The sequence below is a fragment of the Stenotrophomonas sp. KH_052 genome (assembly GCF_057838755.1).
The window spans coordinates 1,759,105-1,784,593 of sequence record NZ_CM174475.1 but is presented as its reverse complement, the minus strand read 5'-3'; the positions used below and the strand labels follow the sequence as shown (position 1 = coordinate 1,784,593).

At 66.7% G+C, this 25,489-nt stretch carries 26 protein-coding genes and 2 tRNA genes; 14 read left to right on the top strand and 14 right to left on the bottom strand.

The genetic code is table 11. The features are described 5' to 3' along the window. Positions 1 to 46 precede the first annotated feature (46 nt). Both edd and AC3ITW_RS08260 read left to right on the top strand, forming a co-directional pair. A complete protein-coding gene (edd, locus tag AC3ITW_RS08265; protein WP_448122798.1) occupies positions 47 to 1,963 on the top strand; it encodes a phosphogluconate dehydratase in 1,917 nt (638 codons plus the stop codon). Positions 1,964 to 2,199: 236 nt separating this feature from the next. Then, positions 2,200 to 2,859, top strand: a complete 660-nt coding sequence (locus tag AC3ITW_RS08260) for a bifunctional 4-hydroxy-2-oxoglutarate aldolase/2-dehydro-3-deoxy-phosphogluconate aldolase (RefSeq protein WP_004153124.1) — start codon at positions 2,200 to 2,202, stop codon at positions 2,857 to 2,859. 34 nt (positions 2,860 to 2,893) lie between these two features. On the opposite strand, the gene AC3ITW_RS08255 is transcribed toward AC3ITW_RS08260, so the two are convergent. The 4 genes from AC3ITW_RS08255 to ispG form a co-directional block, all read right to left on the bottom strand. Continuing rightward, the gene (locus tag AC3ITW_RS08255; protein WP_012510657.1) at positions 2,894 to 3,859 is read right to left on the bottom strand and encodes an IS110-like element ISStma4 family transposase; all 966 of its coding nucleotides are present in this window, start codon (positions 3,857 to 3,859) and stop codon (positions 2,894 to 2,896) included. Positions 3,860 to 4,412: 553 nt separating this feature from the next. Next, complete coding sequence (locus AC3ITW_RS08250) at positions 4,413 to 5,060, bottom strand: response regulator (RefSeq protein WP_489390225.1); 648 nt, start codon at positions 5,058 to 5,060, stop codon at positions 4,413 to 4,415. Positions 5,061 to 5,260: 200 nt separating this feature from the next. Beyond that, the gene (locus AC3ITW_RS08245) at positions 5,261 to 6,010 is read right to left on the bottom strand and encodes a phosphatase PAP2 family protein (protein ID WP_489390224.1); all 750 of its coding nucleotides are present in this window, start codon (positions 6,008 to 6,010) and stop codon (positions 5,261 to 5,263) included. Beyond that, positions 5,991 to 7,256 carry a flavodoxin-dependent (E)-4-hydroxy-3-methylbut-2-enyl-diphosphate synthase gene (gene ispG, locus AC3ITW_RS08240; protein ID WP_489390223.1) on the bottom strand — a complete coding sequence of 422 codons (1,266 nt, stop codon included), beginning with the start codon at positions 7,254 to 7,256 and terminating at the stop codon, positions 5,991 to 5,993. The genes AC3ITW_RS08245 and ispG overlap by 20 nt, the downstream gene beginning before the upstream one ends. A 114-nt stretch (positions 7,257 to 7,370) precedes the next feature. Here ispG and AC3ITW_RS08235 point away from each other — a divergent pair, with 114 nt between their 5' ends. Together AC3ITW_RS08235 and AC3ITW_RS08230 are read left to right on the top strand one after the other, a co-directional pair. Continuing rightward, positions 7,371 to 8,597: an ATP-binding protein gene (locus AC3ITW_RS08235; protein WP_012510703.1), complete on the top strand. Its 1,227-nt coding sequence runs from the start codon at positions 7,371 to 7,373 to the stop codon at positions 8,595 to 8,597. Further along, a complete protein-coding gene (locus tag AC3ITW_RS08230) occupies positions 8,594 to 9,163 on the top strand; it encodes a response regulator transcription factor (protein WP_012510702.1) in 570 nt (189 codons plus the stop codon). The genes AC3ITW_RS08235 and AC3ITW_RS08230 overlap by 4 nt, the downstream gene beginning before the upstream one ends. A gap of 129 nt (positions 9,164 to 9,292) precedes the next feature. Here the strand turns inward: AC3ITW_RS08230 and pgi are convergent, their stop codons facing one another. The 7 genes from pgi to pcnB all read right to left on the bottom strand — a co-directional run bounded on the left by pgi (position 9,293) and on the right by pcnB (position 15,395). Then, positions 9,293 to 10,807, bottom strand: a complete 1,515-nt coding sequence (gene pgi, locus AC3ITW_RS08225) for a glucose-6-phosphate isomerase (RefSeq protein WP_489390222.1) — start codon at positions 10,805 to 10,807, stop codon at positions 9,293 to 9,295. Next, complete coding sequence (panD, locus tag AC3ITW_RS08220) at positions 10,804 to 11,184, bottom strand: aspartate 1-decarboxylase (RefSeq protein ID WP_004153087.1); 381 nt, start codon at positions 11,182 to 11,184, stop codon at positions 10,804 to 10,806. The genes pgi and panD overlap by 4 nt, the downstream gene beginning before the upstream one ends. A gap of 87 nt (positions 11,185 to 11,271) precedes the next feature. Further along, on the bottom strand, positions 11,272 to 11,769 hold the full coding sequence (locus tag AC3ITW_RS08215; protein WP_100468149.1) for a hypothetical protein: 498 nt from the start codon (positions 11,767 to 11,769) through the stop codon (positions 11,272 to 11,274). Between the two features lie 71 nt (positions 11,770 to 11,840). Continuing rightward, positions 11,841 to 12,680 carry a pantoate--beta-alanine ligase gene (gene panC, locus AC3ITW_RS08210; RefSeq protein WP_004153073.1) on the bottom strand — a complete coding sequence of 280 codons (840 nt, stop codon included), beginning with the start codon at positions 12,678 to 12,680 and terminating at the stop codon, positions 11,841 to 11,843. Next, positions 12,677 to 13,492 (bottom strand): 3-methyl-2-oxobutanoate hydroxymethyltransferase, encoded by an 816-nt coding sequence (gene panB, locus AC3ITW_RS08205; protein WP_004153072.1) that lies wholly within the window; start codon positions 13,490 to 13,492, stop codon positions 12,677 to 12,679. The genes panC and panB overlap by 4 nt, the downstream gene beginning before the upstream one ends. A 34-nt stretch (positions 13,493 to 13,526) precedes the next feature. After that, a complete protein-coding gene (gene folK, locus AC3ITW_RS08200) occupies positions 13,527 to 14,012 on the bottom strand; it encodes a 2-amino-4-hydroxy-6-hydroxymethyldihydropteridine diphosphokinase (RefSeq protein WP_489390221.1) in 486 nt (161 codons plus the stop codon). Positions 14,013 to 14,015: 3 nt separating this feature from the next. Next, positions 14,016 to 15,395 (bottom strand): polynucleotide adenylyltransferase PcnB, encoded by a 1,380-nt coding sequence (gene pcnB / locus AC3ITW_RS08195; RefSeq protein ID WP_489390220.1) that lies wholly within the window; start codon positions 15,393 to 15,395, stop codon positions 14,016 to 14,018. 49 nt (positions 15,396 to 15,444) lie between these two features. On the opposite strand from pcnB, the gene AC3ITW_RS08190 reads away from it, so the two are divergent. Further along, positions 15,445 to 15,519: transfer RNA gene (locus AC3ITW_RS08190), tRNA-Glu, on the top strand. 527 nt (positions 15,520 to 16,046) lie between these two features. Here AC3ITW_RS08190 and AC3ITW_RS08185 read toward each other — a convergent pair. Then, entirely contained in the window at positions 16,047 to 17,471 is a 1,425-nt protein-coding gene (locus tag AC3ITW_RS08185; protein WP_100434430.1) for a sugar porter family MFS transporter, read from the bottom strand. Between the two features lie 191 nt (positions 17,472 to 17,662). On the opposite strand from AC3ITW_RS08185, the gene fdxA reads away from it, so the two are divergent. Next, a complete protein-coding gene (gene fdxA / locus AC3ITW_RS08180; RefSeq protein ID WP_489390219.1) occupies positions 17,663 to 17,986 on the top strand; it encodes a ferredoxin FdxA in 324 nt (107 codons plus the stop codon). A gap of 164 nt (positions 17,987 to 18,150) precedes the next feature. Here the strand turns inward: fdxA and AC3ITW_RS08175 are convergent, their stop codons facing one another. Both AC3ITW_RS08175 and dapA read right to left on the bottom strand, forming a co-directional pair. Continuing rightward, positions 18,151 to 18,666, bottom strand: coding sequence for a hypothetical protein (locus tag AC3ITW_RS08175; RefSeq protein WP_004153055.1), 516 nt, complete (start codon positions 18,664 to 18,666; stop codon positions 18,151 to 18,153). Positions 18,667 to 18,698: 32 nt separating this feature from the next. Beyond that, complete coding sequence (gene dapA, locus AC3ITW_RS08170) at positions 18,699 to 19,592, bottom strand: 4-hydroxy-tetrahydrodipicolinate synthase (protein WP_012510696.1); 894 nt, start codon at positions 19,590 to 19,592, stop codon at positions 18,699 to 18,701. 164 nt (positions 19,593 to 19,756) lie between these two features. Between dapA and AC3ITW_RS08165 the strand changes: the two genes are divergently transcribed. From AC3ITW_RS08165 to AC3ITW_RS08130, 8 genes are all read left to right on the top strand, one after another. Further along, positions 19,757 to 20,317 (top strand): glycine cleavage system transcriptional repressor, encoded by a 561-nt coding sequence (locus AC3ITW_RS08165; protein ID WP_012510695.1) that lies wholly within the window; start codon positions 19,757 to 19,759, stop codon positions 20,315 to 20,317. A gap of 78 nt (positions 20,318 to 20,395) precedes the next feature. Beyond that, the gene (locus tag AC3ITW_RS08160) at positions 20,396 to 20,875 is read left to right on the top strand and encodes a peroxiredoxin (RefSeq protein ID WP_004153048.1); all 480 of its coding nucleotides are present in this window, start codon (positions 20,396 to 20,398) and stop codon (positions 20,873 to 20,875) included. Positions 20,876 to 20,959: 84 nt separating this feature from the next. Then, on the top strand, positions 20,960 to 22,360 hold the full coding sequence (locus AC3ITW_RS08155; RefSeq protein WP_489390218.1) for a PhoH family protein: 1,401 nt from the start codon (positions 20,960 to 20,962) through the stop codon (positions 22,358 to 22,360). Beyond that, entirely contained in the window at positions 22,357 to 22,863 is a 507-nt protein-coding gene (locus tag AC3ITW_RS08150) for a hypothetical protein (protein WP_065722890.1), read from the top strand. The genes AC3ITW_RS08155 and AC3ITW_RS08150 overlap by 4 nt, the downstream gene beginning before the upstream one ends. A 12-nt stretch (positions 22,864 to 22,875) precedes the next feature. Next, on the top strand, positions 22,876 to 23,544 hold the full coding sequence (locus AC3ITW_RS08145) for a YoaK family protein (protein ID WP_012479756.1): 669 nt from the start codon (positions 22,876 to 22,878) through the stop codon (positions 23,542 to 23,544). Positions 23,545 to 23,650: 106 nt separating this feature from the next. Continuing rightward, the gene (thiD, locus tag AC3ITW_RS08140) at positions 23,651 to 24,460 is read left to right on the top strand and encodes a bifunctional hydroxymethylpyrimidine kinase/phosphomethylpyrimidine kinase (RefSeq protein WP_065722889.1); all 810 of its coding nucleotides are present in this window, start codon (positions 23,651 to 23,653) and stop codon (positions 24,458 to 24,460) included. Further along, positions 24,457 to 25,383, top strand: a complete 927-nt coding sequence (locus AC3ITW_RS08135) for an alpha/beta hydrolase family protein (RefSeq protein ID WP_100468148.1) — start codon at positions 24,457 to 24,459, stop codon at positions 25,381 to 25,383. Before thiD ends, AC3ITW_RS08135 begins: the two co-directional genes overlap by 4 nt. After that, positions 25,374 to 25,450 (top strand) — tRNA-Arg (locus tag AC3ITW_RS08130). The genes AC3ITW_RS08135 and AC3ITW_RS08130 overlap by 10 nt, the downstream gene beginning before the upstream one ends. The last annotated feature ends 39 nt before the right edge of the window (positions 25,451 to 25,489 follow it).

Below are 25,489 nucleotides of genomic sequence, written 5' to 3'. Positions count from 1 at the left end.
CGCTCTGCCGCCGCTTGCCTCTCGCCACCACGAACGCCGGTAGCCAATGAGCCTCCATCCGCAACTGCAAGCCATCACCGAACGTGTCATCCGCCGCAGCGCCGCCTCGCGCGCCGCCTATCTGGCCGCGATCGACGCCGCACTGCGCGATGGCCCGTTCCGCAGCCGCCTGAGCTGCGGCAACCTCGCCCACGGTTTCGCCGCCTGCGGTGGCACTGACAAGAGCCGCCTGCGCGGTGGCGTGACGCCGAACCTCGGCATCATCACCGCCTACAACGACATGCTGTCGGCGCACCAGCCGTTCGAAACCTATCCCGATCAGATCCGCGCGATGGCCCGTGAGCTGGGCGCAACGGCACAGGTGGCCGGCGCGGTACCGGCGATGTGTGACGGCGTCACCCAGGGCCGCGGCGGCATGGAGCTGTCGCTGTTCTCGCGCGATGTGATCGCGCAGGCGACCGCCATCGGCCTCAGCCACGACATGTTCGACACCACCATCCATCTCGGCGTGTGCGACAAGATCGTGCCCGGCCTGCTGATCGGTGCGCTGGCCTTCGGCCACCTGCCGGCGGTGTTCGTGCCGGCCGGCCCGATGACGCCGGGAATTCCGAACAAGCAGAAGGCCGAAGTGCGCGAGCGCTACGCCGCCGGCGAGGCCACCCGCGAGGAACTGCTGGAAGCGGAATCGGCCTCTTACCACGGTGCGGGCACCTGTACCTTCTACGGCACCGCCAATTCCAACCAGGTGCTGCTGGAAGCGATGGGCGTGCAGCTGCCGGGCGCCTCGTTCGTCAACCCGGACACGCCGCTGCGCGATGCCCTGACCCGCGAAGCCACCGAACGCGCGCTGGACATCACCGCACTGGGCGACGATTTCCGTCCGCTCGGCCGGATCATCGACGAGCGCGCGATCATCAACGCGGTCATTGCGCTGATGGCGACCGGCGGCTCGACCAACCACACCATCCACTGGATCGCGGTGGCACGCGCGGCCGGCATCGTGCTGACCTGGGACGACTTCGACGAGCTGTCGCAGCTGATTCCGCTGCTGGCCCGCGTCTATCCGAACGGCGAAGCCGATGTAAACCGCTTCGCCGCAGCAGGCGGCCCGGCCTTTGTGTTCGGCGAACTGATCAAGGCCGGCCTGATGCACGGCGACCTGGTCAGCGTGGCGCGCGGCGGCATGGCCGACTATGCGCGCGAGCCGCAGCTGCGCGACGGCAAGCTGGTCTACCTGCCGGGCCTGGAACGCAGCGCCGACGAAGAGGTGGTGCGTGGCGTAGACAATCCATTCGAACATCAGGGGGGCCTGCGCCTGTTGCGCGGCAACCTTGGCAAATCACTGATCAAGCTGTCGGCGGTGAAGCCGCAGTACCGCACGATTGAAGCACCGGCGGTAGTGGTCGATGCGCCGCAGGTGCTGAACAAGCTGCACGCCGCTGGCATGCTGCCGGAGCATTTCGTGGCGGTGGTGCGCTACCAGGGCCCGCGCGCCAACGGCATGCCGGAACTGCATTCGCTGGCGCCGCTGCTGGGCCTGCTGCAGAACCAGGGCCGGCGCGTGGCGCTGGTCACCGACGGCCGCCTGTCCGGTGCCTCGGGCAAGATTCCGGCGGCGATCCATGTGACGCCGGAAGCGGCGCGCGGTGGTCCGCTGGGCAAGGTGCGCGAGGGCGACATCATCCGCCTTGATGGTGAGGCCGGCACGCTGGAAGTGCTGGTGGACGCGGCCGAATGGGCCGCACGTTCGCTGGCGCCGAACACCGCGCCGGCAGCGCACGACCTGGGCCGCAACCTGTTCGCGATCAACCGTCGCGTGGTGGGGCCGGCCGACCAGGGTGCGATTTCGATTTCGTGCGGACCGGCGGCGGCCGATGGCGGGCCGTGGGACTACGATGCGGAGTACGAGCTGGGGCATGACGCAGCGGCGGCGGCGGCGCCGCATGAGGCGAAAGACGCCTGAGGGTTGAGGAGCGTTGCGGGTTCTATGTGGCGGTGAGTTTCCTGGTTGAGGGCGCGGGTAGCCCCAGCCGGGACACGCCGTAAACCCTTCCATGGGGGCTCGGTCGCGGCATCCATGCCGCTCACGGTCCCGGCTGGGGCTACCCGCGCCCTCCTGACACTCTGCGGCGCATCGACGCCGCGAAGTGATCACTGAAAATCAAATTCAAAAGCAGAAGCAAAGGCAGAAGCAGAGCTATGGGTATCGAACAACATCAGGTGAAGGCGGCGGAGCTGTTGCGTGCGGCGGGCATCCTGCCGGTGGTGACGATTCATACGCTGGACCAGGCGCGTGCGGTCAGTGCGGCGTTGCTGGAAGGTGGCCTGCCGGCGATCGAGTTGACGCTGCGTACGCCGGTGGCGATGGAAGCGCTGGCGATGCTCAAGCGTGAGCTGCCGGACGTGGTGGTGGGTGCCGGTACGGTGCTGACCGTGGAGCAGATGCAGCAGTCGATCGATGCGGGCGCGGACTTCCTGGTGACGCCGGGTACGCCACCGGCGCTGGCCGATGCACTGGCGGCGGCACCGCTGCCGGTAGTGCCGGGTGCGGCGACGCCGACCGAGCTGCTGTCGCTGTATGCGCGTGGCTTCCGTGTGTGCAAGCTGTTCCCGGCCACCGCCGTGGGTGGGCTGGCGATGATCAAGGGCCTGGCCGGCCCGGTGGCGGACCTGAAGCTGTGCCCGACCGGTGGCATCACCGAAAACACCGCCGCCGAATACCTGGAGCAGAAGAACGTGGTCTGCATCGGCGGTTCGTGGATGGTGCCGGGCAACTGGATCGCCAACGGCGAATGGGACAAGGTGCGCGCCAGCGCCGCCGACGCCGCCAAGATCATCAAGCGCGTGCGCGGCCACTGAGCAGATCAAGGTGTAGATACCGTGTCGCCCTCGCCTAGGCAAGGGCGACGTCAGGCTCAAAGGGTCGGCCACTTCTCAGTACGCCCCAAATCAGATGGATGAGCTTGCGCATCACTGCGCACATGACGACCTTGAAGGGCTTGCCTTTCGCGCTGAGCCGGTCTGCAAAGGACTTCAGTGTGGGGTTGTGGGTCTTCCCGGTCAGCGCCGGCATGTACAGCTTTTTGCGGAAATTGGCGTCGCCGACGCGTGATATCCGGCATTTGCCTTCGTAGTTTCCTGATTGACGCTGGGCCGGATTCAGGCCCGCGTGGGCAACCACCTGGCGCACGTCGCTGTATTTGCTTAGATCCCCCAGCATGGCCAACAGCTGGGCACTGCTGGTGTTGCCTACACCGGGGATGCTGGTAAGCAGTTGATGACGCCGGCGCAGGTCCGGATCGTTATCGATATGGTCCTCAATCGCCTTCTGGACCTGCTTGATCTGCTCTTCCAACGTCCGGATCACATCCTTGATCCCTTGCTGGACCGAGATATCGGCAACGTCCAGGCGGTTGTGCTCCATCTGCAGCATTTCCTGGAGGTCATCTCGACGCCGTACCAAGGCGCGCAGCTTCACCTCCGAGGGCGTCGGTGGAACGTAGGGATACAGCTTTTCCGAGCGTTGTGCCTCAAAAAACCGGGCAATCAGCTTGGCGTCGCTGCGGTCAGTCTTGGTCCGCATCCCCTCCGCCTGCCCAAACGCCTTTACTCGGGCGGGATTGGCCACATGAACCACTACCCCCGCTTCCACCAGTGCTTGAGCCAAGGCCTCGTGATAGATGCCTGTAGCCTCCATACCTACCGCCGCGTTCGGCGCATGTTTGGCGCGCCAGGCCAGAAGCTCATCAAAACCCTTTGGCGTATTGGGGAGTTTGGCCTTGGTTCGATACTTGCCGTGAGATAGAGGCAGGGCGATGTCAAAAGTCGCCTTGGCTGCGTCGATGCCGATAAATTGCATGATTTCGCTCCAGCTTGAACTTACGATCGTGATCGGAAGCCGCCAGACTTGCCCTTGTGAGTACAGGCTCTCACCCGATGGCGGGCCTAAGATACCGTTCAAGTTCCATGGCGGTGTCAGGCCGCCGACGCGCTGAATCTACTTTGCAAGCTCGAAGGCTTAAGAGCCGAGGCAGCGTCATCGGAGCCTCCCGGGTCACCGGGGGATTGTGCCTGATCAGGGCACGATCCAAGACACAAGAGCCGAGCCGACGCTCGGCTCCGGCATCATCAAGGGTCAGAGCCCTTTCCCACCGGGAAAGGGATCCGACCCCAGGCGACGAGCGCGCACAGCGCGCGACCCGCTCCTGCTCTTCCTTCTTCATTCCGCGGTGGACGAGCACGGAACCTGTCCATGGCCCTGCGGAGGGATTGCGCAGGGGCGTAAGCGCCATGGATGGCGCGCCCGAGCCTCCAGGGATGGATTCACGGCGTCCCCTGCGCAATCCCTCCGCAGGGCCAACCCCACGAATCCTGCCGCACACCGCGAGGGGCTCAGCCGTTGGCCGAAACCCTTACAGCGGCCGTGCCGGATCCACCAGCCCATACTGGCTGGCCATCCGCGCCAGCGCGATGTTGTCGTGGATCCCCATCTTCTCGAACAACCGCGCCTTGTGCGTGTTCACCGTCTTCGCACTCAGGCTCAGGCGCCGCGCGATGTCTTCCTGACGCAGGCCCTGGGTCAGCAGCAGTGCCACTACCAGCTCGCGCGGTGACAGGCTGTCGAACGGCGAACCGTTGCCCTCCACCGTCGACAACGCCAGGTTCTGCGCGATGCTGGTGCCCAGGTAGCGGCGGCCACCGGCCACGTCGCGCACCGCGCGCAGCAGTTCCTGCGCATCGCAGCCCTTGCCGATGTACCCGGCAGCACCAGCTTCCAGCAGGCGCTTCGGCAGCGGGCCGTCTTCCAGCACCGACACGATCACCACGCGGGTGTTGCGGTGGCTGCGGACGATGCGCTCGGTCACTTCCATGCCGCTCACGCCCGGCAGGTGCAGATCGCACAACACCACGTCCGGCAGCAGCTGGCGGACCTCACGCAGCGCGTCTTCACCGGTCTCGGCTTCGCCCACCACCTCGATGTCGGTTTCCCCCGACAGAATCATCTTCATCCCGGTGCGGACCAGCGCGTGGTCATCCACCAGGTAGACTCGAATCGTCATTCACGTACCTCTTCGAATGCGGCCATTGCAGGTCAAGCTAGGCAGGGTGCCGATACCCTGCAAGTGCGTCCGGAATGCGGCGCTGGCGATCTGCCTTGCGCATCACATTACCGCGCGTTGTGCTTGCCCCCTGTCTTGCAGAACCTGCTGCAACGAAACAACTGATCTATTACGTAGACGTCCCGGAGGGGCCATCCACGTCAATCCCCCTGTGATGATGCTTCGCTGGCCTTCGCTGGCGGCGAGCAGTGACGTCGCCATGGGTGCCGGCGACTGAACATGACCAGATAGCACCCTACCACCCAAACCAGCGCGGCACACCATCCGGCCAGGATGTCGGAGGGGTAATGCACCCCCAGGTAGACCCGGGACACGCTGACCAGCAGGCTGAACGCCGGTGCCAGCAGCAGCACCGGCCAGCGCCAGCGGGTGTTCCAGGCCAGCAGCACCAGGGTCACCGCCAGGGTCATCGAGCCCATCGCATGGCCGCTGGGGAAGCTGAACGTCGATTCCGGCGCGATCGATTCCCACAGGCTGGGCCGCTGGCGCTGGAAGAAGTGCTTGCTGCCCATGTTCAACAGCGCCGAGCCCACGAAGCTGACCGCCACGAAGGTGGCTTCGCGCCATCGCCGGTAGCCCAGCAGCACGCCGATGATCAGCACGTCGGCCGGAATCAGGAACCACTCGTAGCCCAGCTTGGAGATGAGCACGAAGAAGCGGTCCAGCAGCGGCGAATGCAGGCCATGCATCTGCCACAGCAGCGGCGCATCGAAATGGAACGATTCAAACTCGTGCACCTCGTCAGCCAGGGCGACGAAGCCGGCCAGCGGCAGCAGCACGCCACCGAACAACAGGACCAGGCGCCAGGCATTGCGCGCCATCCAGTGGCGGAAGCCGGAGGCGGACTCCGGTGCAGCGAGGATCGCAGGCTTATCCGGCGCTTCGGACATAGGTGCGTTCGACGTAATCGTCGATCAGGGCGACGAATTCCTGGGCGATGTTCTCGCCACGCAGGGTCACCTTCTTTTCGCCATCGACGAACACCGGCGCTGCAGGTGTTTCACCCGTGCCGGGCAGCGAGATGCCGATATTGGCATGGCGCGACTCACCCGGCCCGTTGACGATGCAGCCCATCACCGCCAGGGTCATGTTCTCCGCACCCGGGTGGTGGATCTTCCACAGCGGCATCTTCTCGCGCACGTGGTTCTGTACCACCTTGGCCAGCTCCTGGAAGAACTCGGAGGTGGTGCGGCCGCAGCCCGGGCAGGCCGTGACCAGCGGCGTGAAGGCGCGCTGGCCGGTGGTCTGCAGCAGCTCCTGGGCGACGATCACTTCCTGCGTACGCGACTGGCCCGGTTCCGGGGTCAGCGAGATGCGGATGGTGTCACCGATGCCCTCCTGCAGCAGCACGCTCAGCGCCGCGGACGAGGCGACGATGCCCTTGCTGCCGATACCGGCCTCGGTCAGGCCCAGGTGCAGGGCGAAATCCGAGCGCTGGGCCAGGTCGCGGTACACCGCGATCAGCTCCTGCACGCCACTGACCTTGGCCGACAGCACGATGCGGTCGCGCGGCAGGCCGAGCTCCACCGCCTGCTCTGCCGAATCCAGCGCCGAGCGGATCAGCGCCTCGCGCAGCACGCGGCCGGCGTCCCACGGCTGCTCACGCAGGTTGTTCTCGTCCATCAGCCTTGCCGCCAGGGCCTGGTCCAGCGAGCCCCAGTTGGCGCCGATGCGCACCGGCTTGTTGTAGCGGATCGCGAACTCGATCAGCTGGGCGAACTGCAGGTCCTTCTTCTTGCCGAAGCCGACGTTGCCCGGGTTGATGCGGTACTTGGCCAGCGCTTCGGCACACGCCGGCTCGGCGGTCAGCAGCTGGTGGCCGTTGTAATGGAAGTCACCGATCAGCGGCACGTCGATGCCCATCATCGCCAGCTTGTCGACAATGCGCGGGATCGCCGCAGCGGCTTCCACGGTATTGACGGTCAGCCGCACCATTTCCGAACCCGCACGCCACAACTCGGCCACCTGCTTCACGCTGGAGGCCACGTCGGAGGTATCGGTGTTGGTCATCGACTGCACCACGACCGGCTTGCCTCCGCCTACGGTGACCCCGCCGATCTGGACGGCATGGGTCTGGCGGCGGGGCCAGGCAGTGGCATCGGAAGGGGGCGTCGGGCGGGTAACGGCGTCGTGCATGGGCGCATTCTACCGCCCGCCTCCGCATTCCGGGTGACTCGCATTCAGTCGGCGGCACGGCTGCGGCCGATTGTCGCAGGCACGGTCACGCGTGAACGCATACGATGAGCGTGAATGACCGGTCCCGACGCCCCGTTTCTCCGAACCCTGTGCAGCCTGCGCTGGCTTGCCGTAGGTGGCCAGGCCGCCACCATCCTGGTTGCCACCTGGGTGCTGGGCCTGCCGTTGCCGCAGCTGCCGCTGTGGGCCGGCGTGGCCGTACTGACCCTGTTCAACATCTACACCCAGCTGCGCCCGGAAGCGGCTGACACAGCACCGCTGACCGCATTCGGTCACATCCTGGTGGACGTGATCATCCTGACCTGGATGGTGGGCTGGAGCGGCGGCATGGCCAACCCGTTCAGCTCGCTGTTCCTGATCCTGATCGCGCTGGCCGCGTTCGCCCTGCCCCTGCGCTGGGCGCTGGCGGTGGCACTGGCCTGCCTGCTCGGCTATGCCGCCAGCGGCATCTTCGGGCAGCCGTTGCCGGACGGTTATTTCCGCGCGCAGGACCTCAACCGCTGGGGCGTGGTCGCCAATTTCCTGATTTCCGCTGCGGTCGTGCTGACCTTCTCCACCCGCCTGGCGTTGGCGCTGCGCCAGCGTGAGCTTGAACTGTCGGCACTGCGCGAGCGCTTCGCCCGCAACGAGGGCATCGTCGCCCTGGCCACCCATGCCGCCTCGGTGGCGCATGAACTGAACACGCCGCTGGCGACCATGACCCTGCTCGCCGATGACGTCGCCGAGCGCAGCGAAGAGCCGGAAGTACGCGAAGACATGGAAACCCTGCGCGAGCTGCTGGTGCAATGCCGTGAACGGGTGCTGGCGCTGGCCGCGCCGGCCTCGGCTGATGCACCGGGGCGCAGCCATTCCAGCGCCCAGCAGGTGCTGGAGCAGTGGCGTTTGGTGCGTCCGACCATCGACCTGCACCGCAACGACGATGCGCCGTTGCGGCTGCCGCTGGATCCGGGCGTGGGCCATCTGCTGATGGTCCTGCTCAACAATGCCGCCGATGCCGGCGAACAGGCCGGCCGGCCGCGCGTGGACCTGGACCTGCGCATCGAAGGCGACGACCTGATCGGCGAAGTACGCGACTACGGCCATGGCTTCGACGCCCGTGCCGCCGTCCTGCCGGGCAAGCTGTTCGGCAGCAGCAAGAGCGAGGGCATGGGCGTCGGCCTGGCCCTGTCCCATGCCACCATCGAACGCCTCGACGGCGAGATGTGGATGCGCCCGGCCCAGGGGGCCGGCAGCCGCGTCGGCTTCCGCCTGCCGCTGGCCCCACGCGAGGACACCCCATGAGCCTTCACCACTCCACCCTCGGCCTGCTGGTCGACGATGACGAACTGTACCTGCGCACGCTGCAGCGCAGCCTGGCCCGCAAGGGGCTGGAAACGCAGACCGCACAGGATGCCGCCAGCGCGCTTGCACTGGCTCGCCAGCACCCGCCGGCGTTCGCGCTGATCGACCTGAAGCTGGGCAGCGATTCCGGCCTGGCCCTGATCCAACCGCTGCGCGCCCTGCGCGCGGACATGCGGATCCTGCTGGTAACCGGCTACGCCAGCATCGCCACCGCCGTGGAAGCGATCAAGCTGGGCGCGGACGACTACCTGCCGAAGCCGGCCACAGTGCCGATGATCCTGCGCGCACTCGGCGAGGAAGACGATGGTCCGGCTGACGATGGCGAAATGGAAGTGCCCGACGCGATGACGCCGATCAGCCGCCTGCAGTGGGAACACATCCAGCAGGCGATGCACGAGACCGGCGGCAATGTGTCGGCGGCCGCGCGCCTGCTCGGCATGCACCGGCGTTCGCTGCAGCGCAAGCTGGCCAAGCGGCCGAGCCCGGAGCGCGATCCGAGCCGGTGACGCGGTAGTGCCGGCCGCTGGCCGGCAACCTCATGAACGGTGAAGGCATCGCCAGAATGCCGGCCAGCGGCCGGCACTACCAGAAGGCAGGACCACCGGTAGTGCCGGCCGCTGGCCGGCACCAGAACCTCAGCGCTTCAGCTGCGCCAGGATCTCGCGGGTCATCGGATCGGCAACCGCCACGTCCTCGCCCTGCAGCGCCGGCAGCAGGCCGCTGGCCAGCTGCTTGCCCAGCTCGACACCAAACTGGTCGAAGGCATTGATGTTCCAGATCACCGACTGCACGTACACCGCGTGTTCGTACATCGCGATCAGCGCGCCCAGCGCCTGCGGAGTCAGCGCATCCAGCAGGATCAGCGTGCTCGGGCGACCGCCCGGGTAATCGCGATGCGGGTCGTCGCTGCTCTGGCCATTGGCCAGCGCCTCGGTCTGCGCCAGCAGGTTGGCCAGCAGTGCCTGGTGATTGATCGTGTACGGATCATCGTTGTGCACGCAGCCGATGAAATCGGCCGGGATGATGCTGGTGCCCTGGTGCAGCGCCTGGAAGAAACTGTGCTGCACGTCGGTGCCTGCCCCACCCCACCACACCGGCACGGTATCGGTGGTAACCGGCTGACCGTCGCGCTGCACGCGCTTGCCCAGGCTTTCCATCACCAGCTGCTGCAGGTAGGCCGGCAGCAGCGCCAGGCGCTGGTCGTAGGTCATCACCGCATGCGTGGCATAGCCCAGCAGGTTGCGGTTCCAGATGTCGGTCAGGGCATGCAGCACCGGCAGGTTGCGCTCCAGCGGCGCGTCCAGTGCGTGCGCGTCCATCTGCGCGGCACCTTCCAGCAGCTGTTCGAAGCGCTCGAAGCCGATTGCCAGCGCGATCGGGAAACCGACCGCCGACCACAGCGAATAGCGGCCACCGACCCAGTCCCACATCGGCAGCACGCGATCGGCGGCGATGGCGAAGGCCTTGGCGGCGCGTTCCGGATTGGCGCTGACTGCATACAGGCGCTCGCTGCCACCCAGCCAGTCGTGCAGGATCTGACCGTTGAGCAGGGTTTCCTGCGTGCCGAAGGTCTTGGAGATCAGGATGCCGGCAGTCTTCGCCGGATCCAGCGTAGCCAGCGTGCGCTGCATGGCGGCGCCATCCACGTTCGACACGAAATGCACGCGCAGGCGCGCACCGGTGACCGGGCGCAGTGCATCGGCGACCAGCCGCGGACCGAGATCGGAACCACCGATGCCGACACTGACCACGTCGGTGACGCCGCTGTCTTCCAGCGCACGTACCAGCACGCCCATGCGCTGGCGGATGTCGCGCGCAGTGGCATAGGCCTCGGCCGCCACCGGCGCATCGACCACATCGCCACGCAGCGCGGTATGCAGCGCCGCGCGACCTTCGGTCAGGTTGACCTGTTCGCCACGGAACAGGCGGGTGATGGCAGTGCCGACATCACGTTCGGCAGCCAGCGCCAGCAACGCCTGCAGCGCCGCGGCATCGTACGTCTGCCGGGCGAAATTGACATACAACGGACCGACCCGCAGCGCCAGCTCCTGGACGCGGCCGGGTTCGGCGGCGAGCAGGCTGGGAATGCTTGCGCCTTTCAGGCGCTGGGCGTGGGAATGCAGCGAGTCGAATCCGTTGTTCGTTGTCATGCGGCCTGTGTCGGGATCGTGTCGTTGGTGTGGGAGATCTGGTTGTTGCCATCAACGTACACCAGCTTCGGCTTGAAGCTGTCAGCTTCCTGCTCGGTCATGCTGGCGAACGCGGCGATGATGATGATGTCACCGACCTGCACGTGGCGCGCGGCACCACCGTTGAGCGAGACAACGCCGCTGCCGGCTTCGGCGCGGATGGCATAGGTCGAGAAGCGCGCACCGTTGGTCACGTCCCAGATGTGCACCTGCTCGAACTCGCGGATGCCGGTGGCAGCCAGCAGGTTGTCATCGATGGCGATCGAGCCTTCGTAGTTCAGCTCGGAATGGGTGACGGTGGCGCGGTGGATCTTGGTCTTGAGCAGGGACAGGTGCATGGGGGCGCTGCAACGGCAAAGGAAAGAGCGGATTCTAGCACCCGCTTGGCTGTCGTCAGGGGCCTGCGGCAGGACGCTGAAGGCCGTTCAGGCGCCCTCGCCCGGCGGGACTGCCGGGACAGCGCCGGAAGTGCCGTGCAGCGACAGGCGGAAGACCGTGTGGAAGGCCAGCCCGGCGACCACGCCGAAGCCCCCTGCGGCCAGCACCGTCAGGCCGTAGCTGATCACGTCGAAGGTGTCGACATAGCGCAGGCGCTGCAGCAGCGGGCCGCTATCCGCGCCCGGCCAGGCGCACGTGGCCATGGCCAACGCGCCCAGCCCAAACCCGACCAGGACGAAGCCGATCCGGCGCAGGCGCTGCTGAGACTGCAGGATCAGCGCCATCGGCAGCAGCACGGCGATCGCGTTGCAGGCGGCCAGCACGAACATCAGCCCACCCCCGGTGAGCGCGGGCACCGGCGTGCGCCGGAATTCGAGCGCGAACAACAGGCCGCCAAACAGCTGGGCCGGCAGCATGCCGGCCGCCAGCACCGCCAGGATCGAGGCTTGGGCAAGGCGGCCGGTATCAGTGGTGGGGGTCTTCATTTCCGATCTCCCGTCCGTGGGAAGGTGAAAGGCGCCCGTTGCGGGCGCCCTCCCATGCTGCGCTTGGCGGCTCAAAATTCCAGGTTGTCGATCAACCGGGTCGTACCCAGGCGCGCGGCGATCAGCGCTACACGGCCGCCGCCATCGAAGGTCGGCTCGGCCAGTTCCGGTGTGCGCAACACGGCGTAGTCGACCTGGAAACCATCCGCCTGCAGCGCGGCCGTTGCGTCGGCCTCGATCTGCGCGCGCGACTGGCCAGCCACGTAGCCCTCGCGCATGCCCAGCAGGGTGCGATGGATGCTGGTCGCGACCGGGCGCTGTTCGGCGCTCAGGTACTGGTTGCGCGAGCTCTTGGCCAAGCCATCGTCGTCACGCACGATGTCCGCGCCGACGATCTGGATCGGGAACGACAGCTCGGCCACCATCTGCTTGATGACGGCCAGCTGCTGGTAGTCCTTGCGACCAAACACGGCCACGTCCGGCTGCACCTGCAGGAACAGGCGCGCGACCACCGTGCAGACGCCATCGAAGTGACCCGGGCGGCTGGCGCCCTCCAGCACTTCACTGACACCCGGCGCGTGCATGCGCGTGGTCTTGTCCACGCCCAGCGGGTACATCGCCTCGACGCTGGGCAGCCACACCGCATCGCAGCCGGCCTGCTCCAACCCGGCCACGTCGGCCTCGGGCGTGCGCGGGTAGCGGCTGAAATCCTCGTTGGGGCCGAACTGGGTCGGGTTGACGAAGATGCTTGCCACCACCTTGTCGGCGTACTGGCGGGCCAGGGTCACCAGCGAGTGGTGGCCCCCGTGCAGGTTGCCCATGGTCGGCACCAGCGCAACGCGCAGGCCTTCGCGCTTCCACTCGGCGATCTGCCCGCGCAGTGCGCCGAGCTCGTTGAAGGTCTGGATCATTGGGCGTAGGCGTGCTGTTCGTCGGGGAAGCTGCCGTCGCGCACGGCGTCGGCATAGGCGCGGGTGGCACCGGCCACCGAACCGCCTTCGGCGAGGAAGTCCTTGACGAACTTCGGACGGCGATGGCCGCTGTCCAGGCCGAGGAAATCGTGCAGCACCAGTACCTGGCCATCGCACTGCGGGCCGGCACCGATGCCGATGGTCGGCACGTCCACCGCAGCGGTGACTTCGGCGGCGACCGGAGTCGGCACGCATTCGAGCACCATGATGCTGGCGCCGGCAGCAGCCACGGCCCTGGCATCTTCCACCAGCTGGCGCGCAGCATCGCCACGGCCCTGGATCTTGAAGCCGCCCAGGCGCAGCACCGACTGCGGGGTCAGGCCCAGATGCGCGCAGACCGGAATCTCGCGTTCGACCAGGTAGCGGATGATGTCGACCTTGAAGCCGGCACCTTCGATCTTGACCATCTCCGCGCCGGCCTGCAGCAGCTGCAGCGAGGCATCCAGCGCGCGCTCCGGGGTGGCATCGGCGCCGAACGGCAGGTCGGCCACCAGCAGCGCACGCTGCAGCACGCGGGCCACGGCGCGGGTGTGGTAGACCATGTCGGCCACGGTCACCGGCAAGGTGGAGTCATGACCCTGCACGACCATGCCCAGCGAATCGCCGATCAGGATCAGGTCGACGCCGTTGGCATCGAAAGTGCGGGCGAAGCCGGCGTCGTAGGCGGTCAACATGACCAGCTTCTGGCCATTGCGCTTGGCCTCGGCCAGGGCGGGAACGGTCCAGGGCTTGCTGTCTGCGTGGGTGCTCATGTGCTGATAACCGGGGGAGATAACCCGGGCATTATCACCCTATCGGCGCGATCCCGCAGGCATCCACCCGCATCACTGCATCCTGCACGCGGCCGTGGCCGGGAATGGCCAGATCCGGCGCGATTTCGGCCAGTGGCACCAATACGAAGGCGCGCTCGTGCATATAGGGATGCGGCACCTGCAGGCCGGGCTGATCGATCACCTGCGCGCCATGCAGCAGCAGGTCCAGATCCAGCGCGCGCGGCCCCCAGTGCACCTGCGGATCGCGCACGCGGCCGAAGTGCCGCTCCAGCGACAGCATCGCCTGCAGCAGTTCGTCGGCCGACAGATCGGTTTCGACCGCAGCCACCGCGTTGACGAACGGCGGCTGGTCTTCATTACCCCAGGCCGGCGTGGCGTACAGGCGCGACGCCCTGTCCACGCGGGTGCCGGGCAGGCCATCCAGCGCAGCAATCGCTGCGCGGACGGTTGCAGCCGCGTCGCCAAGGTTGGCGCCGAGGCCGATCCAGGCAAGGGTCATCGCTTACTCGCCCGCAGCACCAGCCGGGGCACCCGGACGGCGACGGCGACGGCGGCGCTTGCGCGGCACCCCACCCTCTTCGTCAACCCCCTCGTGGTGCAGCGAATCCAGCGACGATTCCAGCTCATGCCCGGATTGCGCCTGCGCTTCGCGCCAGAACGCGACATCGGCCTCGTGCTCGGCCGAGGCCACCTGGCGCAGGGCCAGGAAATCGAACGCGGCGCGGAAGCGCGGGTGGGTCAGGGTGCGGAACACGCGCTTGCGCTGGCGCGAACCGAAGCGCGACTGCAGCAGCCAGATCTCCTGCATCGGCAGCGAGAAGCGGCGCGGCAATGCGATGGTGCTCAGCTGCTGCACGGTGACGCGGTCGGCGGCGCGACGCTGCGCCTCTTCCGGCGCCACGCCCTGCTTGAGCAGGGTCGCCTGCGCACGGCAGTACGCCGGCCACAGCAACAGCGCGAACAGGAATGCCGGCGAGACCGGCTCGTCATTGGCCACACGCGCATCGGTGTTGGCCAGGCCTTCCACCAGCATGCGGCGCAGCGCGCCGGTGCGGTTGGACTTGAGGGCTTTGGCACTTTCCGGGAACAGCACATCCAGCAGGCCGTAACGCTCCAGGCCTTCGAAGCTGGCCACGCCGTGCCCGGACAGGAACAGCTTGAGCACTTCCTCGAACAGGCGCGCCGGCGCGGCCTCATTGAGCAGGCCGGCCAGCTGCGGGATCGGTGCGGCGGTGCCCTCTTCGATCTGGAAACCAAGCTTGGCCGCCAGGCGCACCGCACGCAGCATGCGCACCGGATCTTCCTGGTAGCGCTGCACCGGGTCGCCGATCAACTTCATCAGGCGTGCCTGCACGTCTTCGAAGCCGCCGGTGTAGTCACGCACCGAGAAGTCCTCGATGGCGTAATACAGGGCGTTGCAGGTGAAGTCGCGGCGGATGGCGTCGTCTTCGATGGTGCCGTACACGTTGTCGCGCACGAGCATGCCGTTTTCCATCTCGCGGTCGCCGCTGCCGTCATCGCTGTTGGCACGGAACGTGGCCACTTCGATGATCTCGCGGCCGAACACAACATGGGCCAGGCGGAATCGGCGGCCGATCAGGCGGCAGTTGCGGAACAACTGCTTGACCTGCTCGGGCGTGGCATCGGTGGCCACGTCGAAATCCTTGGGTTGGCCATTGACCAGCAGATCGCGCACCGCGCCACCCACAAGGTAGGCGCCGAAGCCGGCATCGCGCAGGCGATAAAGCACGCGCAGGGCGTTCGGGCTGATGTCCTTGCGGGAGATCGTGTGCTGGTCGCGCGGGATGACGCGCAGGCTGAACGGTGATGGAGCAGAGGAAATGATGTTGGCGCTTCCGGTTGAAGTTTCGGGATTGCCCAATGGCATCGAGGTGCATATACTAGCGCTCCTGCATCGGCAGCGACACACTGCTCCCTTCGTCTAGTGGTTAGGACGTGGCCCTCTCAAGGCTAAAACAGGGGTTCGAGTCCCCTAGGGAGCACCAGTCGCCGCAGCAGGAACCGAGAAAGCCCGCCCTTGTGCGGGCTTTTCTGTTTTCCGGGATTGCAGTGACTGCGGTCGGGTTGGTCGCATCGGCGCTTCCCTGCAATCGGCTTGAGCCGGTGGGGTCACCCAGGGCAGGACACGCCGTGAACCCATCCATGGGGGCTCGATGGCGCCTTGCTCGCGTGCGCTGTCCTGCGCACACCGCAAGACCGGGGTTGGGCTCCTGCCCAACCCGTCGGGCGCATGCGCCCAACCCATGGCGCCAACGGTCCCGCCCTGGGTGACCCCACCGGCTCTGGACGGTTTCCCGCGAACCCCGGCAACAACCGACCAGCGCTTCGCCGCGTCCGCACGCACCATGAAACTGTCAGGAGGGGGCAGGCCGCCCTCTCCAGGACCGTTGGCGCCATGGATGGCGCCACCGAGCACCATGGATGGGCTTTTGCGTGTCCTGGAGAGGGCGGCCTGCCCCCTCAAACTCGGGACAACCAGGCGCCAACTGGATGCAACCGAAGCTGTAACTCGTCAGCCTTCCATCTGCTCCAGTTCCTTGCCCTTGGTCTCGCGCACGTAGCGGACCACGAAGAAGATCGAAAGGATCGCCACGACCATATAGATGCCGTAGGCACCGGCCAGGCCGATGCCAGCCAGCAGCATCGGGAAGGTCACGGTGATGGCGAAGTTCGAGGTCCATTGCGCCGCGCCGGCCACCGCCAGCGCCGGGCCGCGGATCTGGTTGGGGAACATCTCACCCAGCATCACCCACATCACCGGGCCCCAGGACATGTTGAAGAACACCACGTAGGCATTGGCCGCAACCAGGGCCAGCCGGCCCATGCCATCGGACAGCTGCAGGCGACCGTCGACCAGGCTGCCGCTGGCGAAGGCGACCACCATCAGCACCAGCGCCACCGACATGCCGACCGAGCCGATCCACAGCAGCGGCTTGCGCCCGATGCGGTCGATCAGCAGCACGGTCAGCAGGCAGGCACCGATGCTCAGCCCACCGGACAACACATTGATCAGCAGCGCGTCGCTTTCCGAGAAGCCCACCGCCTGCCACAGCACCGCGCCGTAGTAGAACACCACGTTGATGCCAACCAGTTGCTGGAACATCGCCAGGCCGATACCCACCCAGAGGATCGGGCGCAGTTTGCCGGTGGCCTTGTCGAGCAGATCGCCGAAGCGAGGCTTGTGCTGGTCCTGGGCCAGGCTGGCCTCGATCTCGGCCTGCTTGGCCACCGCCGCGTCCTCGCCATACAACCGTGCCAGCACCGCCCTCGCCTGCGCCTGCCGGCCCTTCAGCACCAGGAAGCGCGGGCTCTCCGGGATCACCAGCAACAGCAGCAGGAACAGGCCCGACGGCAGCGCCTGCATCCAGAACATCCAGCGCCAGGCCTCATGCCCCAGCCACAATGGCTCGGTGGAGGCCCCGGCGGCACGGGCCAGCAGGTAATTGCTGAGGAAGGCGGCAAACAGGCCGCAGATGATCGCCATCTGCTGCACCGTGGCCAGGCGACCGCGATAGCGTGCCGACGCCACTTCGGCGATGTAGGCCGGCGACATCACACTGGCCGCGCCCACTGCGAATCCGCCGAGCACGCGTGCGGCGATGAACAGCCAGGAGGCATGCGCAGCACCGGCACCCAGCGCCGAGACCAGGAACAACAGCGCGGACACGATCAGCACGCCGCGACGGCCCAGGCGGTCGCCCAGCCAACCGGCCAGGAATGCACCGATCGCGCAGCCCAGCAGCATCGAGGCGACTTCGAAGCCCAGCGCCGCCTCACTGGAATTGAAGGCCTGGCGCAGGCCATCAACCGTGCCGTTGATGACACCACTGTCGAAGCCGAACAGGAATCCACCGAGGGTGGCCACGCAGCTGATCAGGACGATGAACGCGGTGTTCTCACCGCGGTGCAAGGCGGATCCGGTCTGGATCTGGGACATGGACGTTCCTGCTGGGAAGGGGCGCCGGCCATCGCGGATGACCGGCTGCGCCACAGCGTCGCATGGGCGTTGCCCTGCCGCCAACCAGCCATGGCCGGGCCTGCCAGACGCCCGTTTTCCGCCCTGCGCCGACACCGGGGGCCAACCTGTTCTAGAATTGTCGGGTTCAGGAATCGATCCACCCCCAGCCCATGCCCTTTGTCGTCACCGAAAACTGCATCAAGTGCAAACACACCGATTGCGTGGAAGTGTGCCCCGTGGATTGTTTCCACGAAGGCCCGAACTTCCTGGTGATCGACCCGGATGAGTGCATCGACTGCACCCTCTGCGAACCGGAGTGCCCGGTCAATGCGATCTTCCCGGAGGACGATGTCCCCGCCGGCCAGGAAAGCTTCGTCGCCCTCAATGCCGAACTGGCCAAAGAATGGCCGGTGCTGACCGTGCGCAAGGACCCACCTGCCGACGCCGGCGAATGGGACGGCAAGCCGGACAAGCTGAAGCTGCTGAAGCGCTGAGAAGCGCTTGTTGCGGCAAGGAAAAGGGCGCCATCGGCGCCCTTTTTTTCGATAGCGCCGGGCCATGCCCGGCGGATCCTGGGCCGCGCTTCACGCTCGCCGGGCATGGCCCGGCGCTACCCAAGGCAGGTGCGGACCTGGGCCCGCCCCCACCCGACCCGCGCTTACTGCGCCAGCTTCGCCTTCAGCGCGGCAATCAGCTTCACCGGGGCCTCGGCGGTGGCCGGCAGGCCACGCGGGTCGACCGCGGAGATGTAAGCACCGGCGTCGACGGCAACCACACGCACCAGGAAGTTGCTGCCTTCGTAGGCCACGTCGTACGAGCCCAGCAGCTGCGCGCGGCTGGCGATGGTCACGCCTTCCACGCCTTCCAGCGCGGTACCCACCTTGGCAAAGGCTTCATCCTTGCCTCCGGCAATGGTGAAGCCGGTGTTGCCCACGGCCGGAGCCGCCGCAACCGGCGCAGCCGGCTTGGTCACCGAAGCCGCAGCCGGCAGCTTGTTGTCACCGGTGGTGGCCGGCAGGTTCAGGTCCGGCGGCACTTCCAGCGGACGCATTTCCGGCGCCAAGGCGTAGTCGCCCTTGACGCCACGCTTGAAGCAACCGGTGGTGCCGGCGGCGACGGCCACAGCAAGCAGGGCGTAGGACAGCACGCGGACAGTGGAAACGGATTGACGCATGTGAATCTCCTGGGTCAGACCAAGACGAAAGGTCAGTGGCTGGAAAGGGCTTCGAGGGCGGCGATGTCGCCGGCAAGGTGATCGGCAGCCGGATGATGCACTGCCGACAACGGCAGCAGCGGCAGGCGCAGGTCGTGGCCGATGCCGATGCGGCGCAGCAGCGCCTTGACCGGAATCGGGTTCGGTTCGACGCCACAGAACTCATGGAACGGCTGCAGGCGCCCATCCCATGATTCGGTGGCTTCGTGGTCGTGGGCGGCCGCCAGCTCGCACATCCGGCGATAGGCGCCCGGCAGCACGTTGGAACCGACCGAGATCAGGCCATCGATGCCAGCCCGGATCGAACGCGCAGCGGTACCGTCATCGCCGCTGAGCACGGCGAACTGCGCGCTGCGCAACGCCAGCAGCGCCTGCACCCGGCCGGTGTCACCCACGGCTTCCTTGATGCCGACGATGTTGGGATGGCTGGCCAGCTCGGCCACGGTCTCCGGCTGCATGTCGCAACCGGTACGTCCGGGCACGTTGTACAGCACGACCGGCAGCCCGCCCTGGTCGGCGACGGCGCGGTAGTGCGCGATCAGGCCGGCCTGGGTCGGCCGTACATACGGCGGGGTGACCACCAGCGCGTGGCTGGCACCGAGCGCGGCGGCGCGGCGGGTCTGTTCGATGGTTTTGGCGGTACCCGACAGGCCGGTACCGGCCATGACCGGGATGCGGCCGCCGATGCGCTCGACCGCGCTGGCCAGCAGCTGGTCGTACTCGGCATCGGTGAGGGTTGCCGCTTCACCGGTCGAGCCGGCAACGACAACGCCATGGACACCACCTTCCAGTTGCAGATGCAGCAGGCGCTGCCAACCGTCGGGGTCGAGGGCGCCGTCGGCCCGGAACGGGGTCGCCAGCGCGGTGATGAGGCCGGAAAGGGACAAGGACGTGCTGCTCTTGGCTGGAAAGGGAAAACGCCCGCCACGAAAGGCCGGGGGCGACCTGAATGTTACTTGCGGCGCGAAACCACGGGCAAGTATGCTGGACACCGGTGGATCCCCGCCTCTGGCGGGCATTCAGACTAACGCATGCATTACCCGGAATCGCCTTGACCGACACCACCCCGCGCCCCGCGCCGAGCGAAAACCACCTCCTGATCAACGCCTATACGACGCATCCGGAGTCCCCCCTGCTGTCCGTCACCCGCCGCATTGCCGACAGCGGCTGCAATCTGGTGGACGCACGCCTGGCCACGGTCGGCCGCGATGTCTCGGTCACCGCCCTGGCCACTGGCTCCTGGGATTCGGTGGCCAAGCTGGAAGCGATGCTGACCCGGCTCGAGCGCGAAGAAGGCCTGAAGCTGGTCTGGTACCGCACCGCGGCCAAGCAGGCGCAGTCCAACCTGCTGCCGTACATCGTGGAGGTGATCGCCGCCGACAAGCCGGGCATTCTGTTCCAGCTGGCCGACTTCTTCGACCGCCAGGGCATCACCATCGAGAGCCTGCAGAGCACGCGTTACCGCGCCATGCAGACCGGTGCGGAAATGTTCAGCGCGCAGGTCACCATCGGCGTGCCAGCCAACATGCACATCGCCGCACTGCGCGACGATTTCCTCGAGTTCTGCGACCACTTGAACCTGGACGCGATCATGGACCCGATGAAGTTCTGAATTTCGCGCGCCTCTCACAGGCGCGTGGCGTTTCATGCAATTGTCTTGGAAAGAACCCAGGCTCGACAGAAGGACCTCATGAACAACGGCGACACCCTGGACAGCACCACTCTTTCCCTGCCGCTGGCACTGTCCGGCGGCGAACAGGCCACCCTCGGCGACTACGCCGGCCAATGGCTGGTGCTGTACTTCTACCCGAAAGACAGCACCCCCGGCTGCACCACCGAAGGCATCGACTTCAACGCGCTGCTGCCGAAATTCAGGAAGGCCGGTGCCGTCGTGCTGGGCGTGTCGCGTGATTCGGTGAAGTCGCACGACAACTTCTGTGCCAAGCAGGGGTTCAGCTTCCCGCTGGTCAGCGATGGCGACGAAGCGCTGTGCAGCGCCTTCGACGTGATCAAGATGAAGAACATGTACGGCAAGCAGGTACGTGGTATCGAGCGCAGCACCTTCCTGATTTCCCCCGACAGCCGCATCGTGCAGTCCTGGCGCAAGGTCAAGGTCGCCGGCCATGCCGATGCCGTTCTCGCCGAACTGAAGGCCTCCCAGTCCAAGTGAGTCCCACTGCCTACTGTGTCTGCCATCACCCTGCCCCGCAGCAGGCCGTGATGGTTTTTCCCTGTCCGTAACCAGGAATCGACGATGACCCGAGGCAAGCGCATCTACGTGCTGGATACCAACGTGCTGATGCACGATCCCACCGCGCTGTTCAAATTCGAGGAGCACGACGTCTACCTGCCGATGCAGGTGATCGAAGAGCTGGACAACGGCAAGAAGGGCACCACCGAGGCGAGCCGCAACGCCCGCCAGGTCAGCCGCTTCCTCAACGAGCTGGTGCAGGCGTCGGGCCTGGACAACCTGGCCGACGGCATTCCGCTGCAGCGGCCGCAGGGCCTGCAGCTGCGCGGCAAGCAGAGCGTGGGCCTGCTGCGCTTCCAGACCAGCCATTTCGATGCCGGCAAGAGCTTCGGCAAGGTGATCCCGGACAACGCCATCCTCGGCGCGATCCTGGCCCTGAAGGAAGAGACCCCGGAGATCCCGGTGGTGTTCGTATCCAAGGACATCAACCTGCGGATCAAGGCAGCGATCGCCGGCATCGTGTCCGAGGACTACGAGAACGACCGCGCGCTGGATGATTTCAGCCTGCTCTACACCGGCGCCACCGAGCTGCCGGAAGACTTCTGGAAGCGCCACGGCGATGACCTGCGCAGCTGGAGCGACAAGGGCCGCACGCATTACGAAATCCTGGCGCAGGATGGCGAGGAGTGGTACCCGAACCAGTACGTCTACCTGCCCGGCGAAGACGAAGTCGAGCTGCGTGTCAGCCGCGTGGTCGGCGATGGCAAGGTGGTGCTGTCGCTGGTCGATGATTTCCGCCACGGCAGCCACGCCGTGTGGGGCATCAGCGCGCGCAACCGCGAACAGAACTTCGCGCTCAATGCGCTGATGGATCCGGAAATCGACTTCGTCACCCTGCTTGGCACCGCTGGCACCGGCAAGACCCTGCTCGCGTTGGCGGCTGGCCTGGCGCAGACGATGGACCAGCAGCGCTATCGCGAGATCATCATGACCCGCGCCACGGTCAGCGTCGGCGAAGACATCGGCTTCCTGCCCGGCACCGAGGAAGAGAAAATGACGCCGTGGATGGGCGCGTTGACCGACAACCTGGAAGTGCTCACCCACAACCAGGAAGGCGGCACCTGGGGCCGCCAGGCCACCAACGACCTGCTCGCCAGCCGCATCAAGATCCGCTCGATGAACTTCATGCGCGGCCGCACCTTCCTGTCGCGCTACCTGATCCTGGACGAGGCGCAGAACCTCACCCCGAAGCAGATGAAGACGCTGATCACCCGTGCCGGCCCCGGCACCAAGATCGTCTGCCTGGGCAACGTCGAGCAAATCGACACCCCGTACCTGACCGAGACCACCTCGGGCCTGACCTACGCGGTGGACCGTTTCAAGAACTGGCCGCACAGCGCGCACATCACGCTGCGTCGTGGCGAGCGCTCGCGCCTGGCCGACTACGCCTCGGAGGTGTTGTGAACCGCTGCACCCGCCTGCTGCTGCCCACGGCTGCGATCACCCTCGCAGCCGTGCTCGGCGCCTGCACCACCACGCGCGGCCCGGCCAGCGTGCCGACCGCCGAGCGTACCGGCCAGTCCTGGGTGGTCACCCGCCCGATCATCGCCGCGCAGGTGCTCGACACCTGCTCGCGCGCCAGCCCCGGCCGCGAGGCCGGGCGGGTCAGCGGCTACTGGGCGCCCAGCCGGCAGCAGATCGACCAGCTGGAGGCGAAGCTGCCTTCGCTGGAAGCACAGGTTCCCAAGGTGCTGGATTTCGATCGCCAGTACGTCGGCATCGAAAGCGCCGGCAAGCGGCTGATCTACATCAACGCCTTCCACCTGCCTGACGATGGCAGCATCAATCCGGCCCGTGAAGCGATCCGCGTCTGCGATGGCGGCGCGCAGTTCTGGGGCGCCGTGTTCGATCCCGCCAGCAACACCTTCAGCGAGCTGCAGTTCAACGGCGGCTTCGGCGGGCCCTGAGGGGCCCCGCCGATGGGAATACGCCTGCCCACCTGGGTCTGGATCGGCGCGGTCGCGCTTTCGTGCGTGGCTGGCATGGTCAATGTGGTCGGCTTCCTCGGTTTCGAACACCAGGCCGTCAGCCACATGACCGGCAGCACCAGCCAGCTGGGCATGGCCCTGGCACAGGGCGACTGGCGTGCGGTCGGCCACCTGTGGGGGCTGCTGATCGCGTTCTCGCTGGGCGCGATGCTCAGCGGCCTGCTGATCCAGGACAGCGCCCTGCAGCTGGGCCGCCGCTACGGCGTGGCGCTGGCACTGGAATCAGCACTGCTGCTGGTCGCCATCCCCCTGTTCGAACAGCATCAGATATGGGGTGCACTGGCCGCCGCCATGGCCTGCGGCCTGCAGAACGCGATGGCCACCACCTTCAGTGGCGCGGTGGTGCGCACCACCCACCTCAGCGGCATGTTCACCGACCTCGGCATCGGCCTCGGCCACCTGCTCCGCGGGCTGCCGCTGCAGGTACGACGGCTGACCCTCAGCGGCCTGATCATCAGCGGCTTCCTCGCCGGCGGCATCCTCGGCGCCTGGCTGTTCATGCGCTGGCAGTACGACGCCCTGCTCGCGCCCGCCCTGCTGACCGGCCTGACCGGGCTGGGCTATGTGCTGTACCAGCAGTGGGCGCGCTGGCGGCATTGAACCGTCCGCGCTTGGGCTCAGATCCCTTTTCCCGCGGAAACGGGATCTGACCCCGTCTACCGGATCGACGCTACCGCCTTGACGGCGACCACGGCACAATCACCTGATGAGCCCGACCACTCCCGTTTCCGCCCTCACCATCGCCGGCTCCGACTCAGGCGGTGGCGCCGGCGTCCCTGCCGATCTCAAGGCCTTCGCCGCACATCGCGTGCATGGCCTGGCCGTGTTCGCTGCACTGACCGCGCAGAACACCCGCGGCGTCACCGCCGTGCACGTGCCGCCGGTCGAATTCCTGCGTGCACAGATCGAAGCCTGCTTCGACGACTTCGACATCCACGCCGTGAAACTCGGCATGCTGGCCAATGCCGAAGTGATCAACGCCGTTGCCGACGCACTGGAGAAGCACCGCCCGCCGCATGTGGTGCTGGACCCGGTGATGGTGGCCACCAGTGGCGCGCGCCTGCTCGAAGAAAGTGCCCTGAACGCAATGCGCGAACGGTTGCTGCCGTTGGCGACGCTGGTCACCCCGAATACCCCGGAAGCCGAGCTGCTGATCGGCCGCCGCATCGGCAATGCCGAAGATGCAGAACGCGCCGCCTCGGCCCTGCTCGACCTCGGCGCTGGCGCGGTGCTGCTCAAGGGCGGGCACCTGCATGAAGGCAACCGGGTGATCGACCGTTACTTCGACGGCGTCAGCAGCGAAGAGTTCATCCATGCCCGCCTGCCGCTGGATGCGCACGGCACTGGCTGCACGCTGGCCTCGGCCATTGCCGCGCAGCTGTGCAATGGCCTGAGCCTGGCCAACGCCTGCGAAGCCGGCATCGACTACGTCGCACGCGGGCTGCAGAAAGGCTACGCACCGGGCCGCAGCGAGGTACTGGTGCTCGACCACTTCGGCGCGGCACCACACGCATGAGCGTGACACCGCAGGTTGTTGCCGTGCAGTGCGGTGATGGCCATCGATATGAAGTGATCGCATGCGTTCCGGCACAGCCGATCGCACGCCTGCTGTGGCTGCCGGCGCTGGGCGTGGCCGCACGCCATTACCTGCCGCTGGCACAGGCGCTGGCGGCCAAGGGGGTGGCGGTGTACCTGCACGAGTGGCGTGGCAACGGCAGCAGCTCGCTGCGTCCGTCACGCACCCAGGATTGGGGCTATCGCGAAGTACTCGATCAGGATCTGCCGAGCAGCCAGGGCGTATTGGCCGCAGCGGACCACGAAACGGGCGCCCTGCCCTGGATCATCGGTGGCCACAGCCTGGGTGGGCAGCTGGCCTGCGTACACGCCGGTCGACATCCGCAGCACTTCAATCGGCTGTGGCTGGCCGCCAGTGGCTCACCGTTCTGGCGCAGCTTCCCGCCGCCACGCGGCTGGCTGCTGCCGCTGGTCTATCGCTTCCTGCCGTGGATCGCACAACGCCAAGGCGTGCTGCATGGCCGTCGCCTCGGCTTCGGTGGCACCGAAGCACGTGGGCTGATCGCCGACTGGGCGCGCGTGGGCCTGAACAATCACTACGCCGCCGCGGGCATGGCCGAAGACCTCGACGCACAGATGGCACGCGTGCATGGCAGCGCACAGGCGGTGCTGATGGAACACGACTGGTTGGCACCGACCGGATCGATGCAGACGTTGCTGGCGAAGCTGCCGAATGTGGCCGCGCAGCTGCGCGTGCTTTCCGCGCAGGAACTGGGCACGCGTGCCGATCATTTCGCCTGGCTGAAGGCACCGGACGCCGTGGCTGACAGCTTTTTCATTCAGTTGGGTGAAAATTTTCACAAAACTGTTGACGGTCCGCGCCGAGATCCGCATAATTCCGCTCCTGTCGCAGGGCGCCCGTAGCTCAGTTGGATAGAGTACCTGGCTACGAACCAGGCGGTCGGGAGTTCGAATCTCTCCGGGCGCACCACTCGACAGGTTTCCAGCATCCGCCGCTGGAAATGCAGTA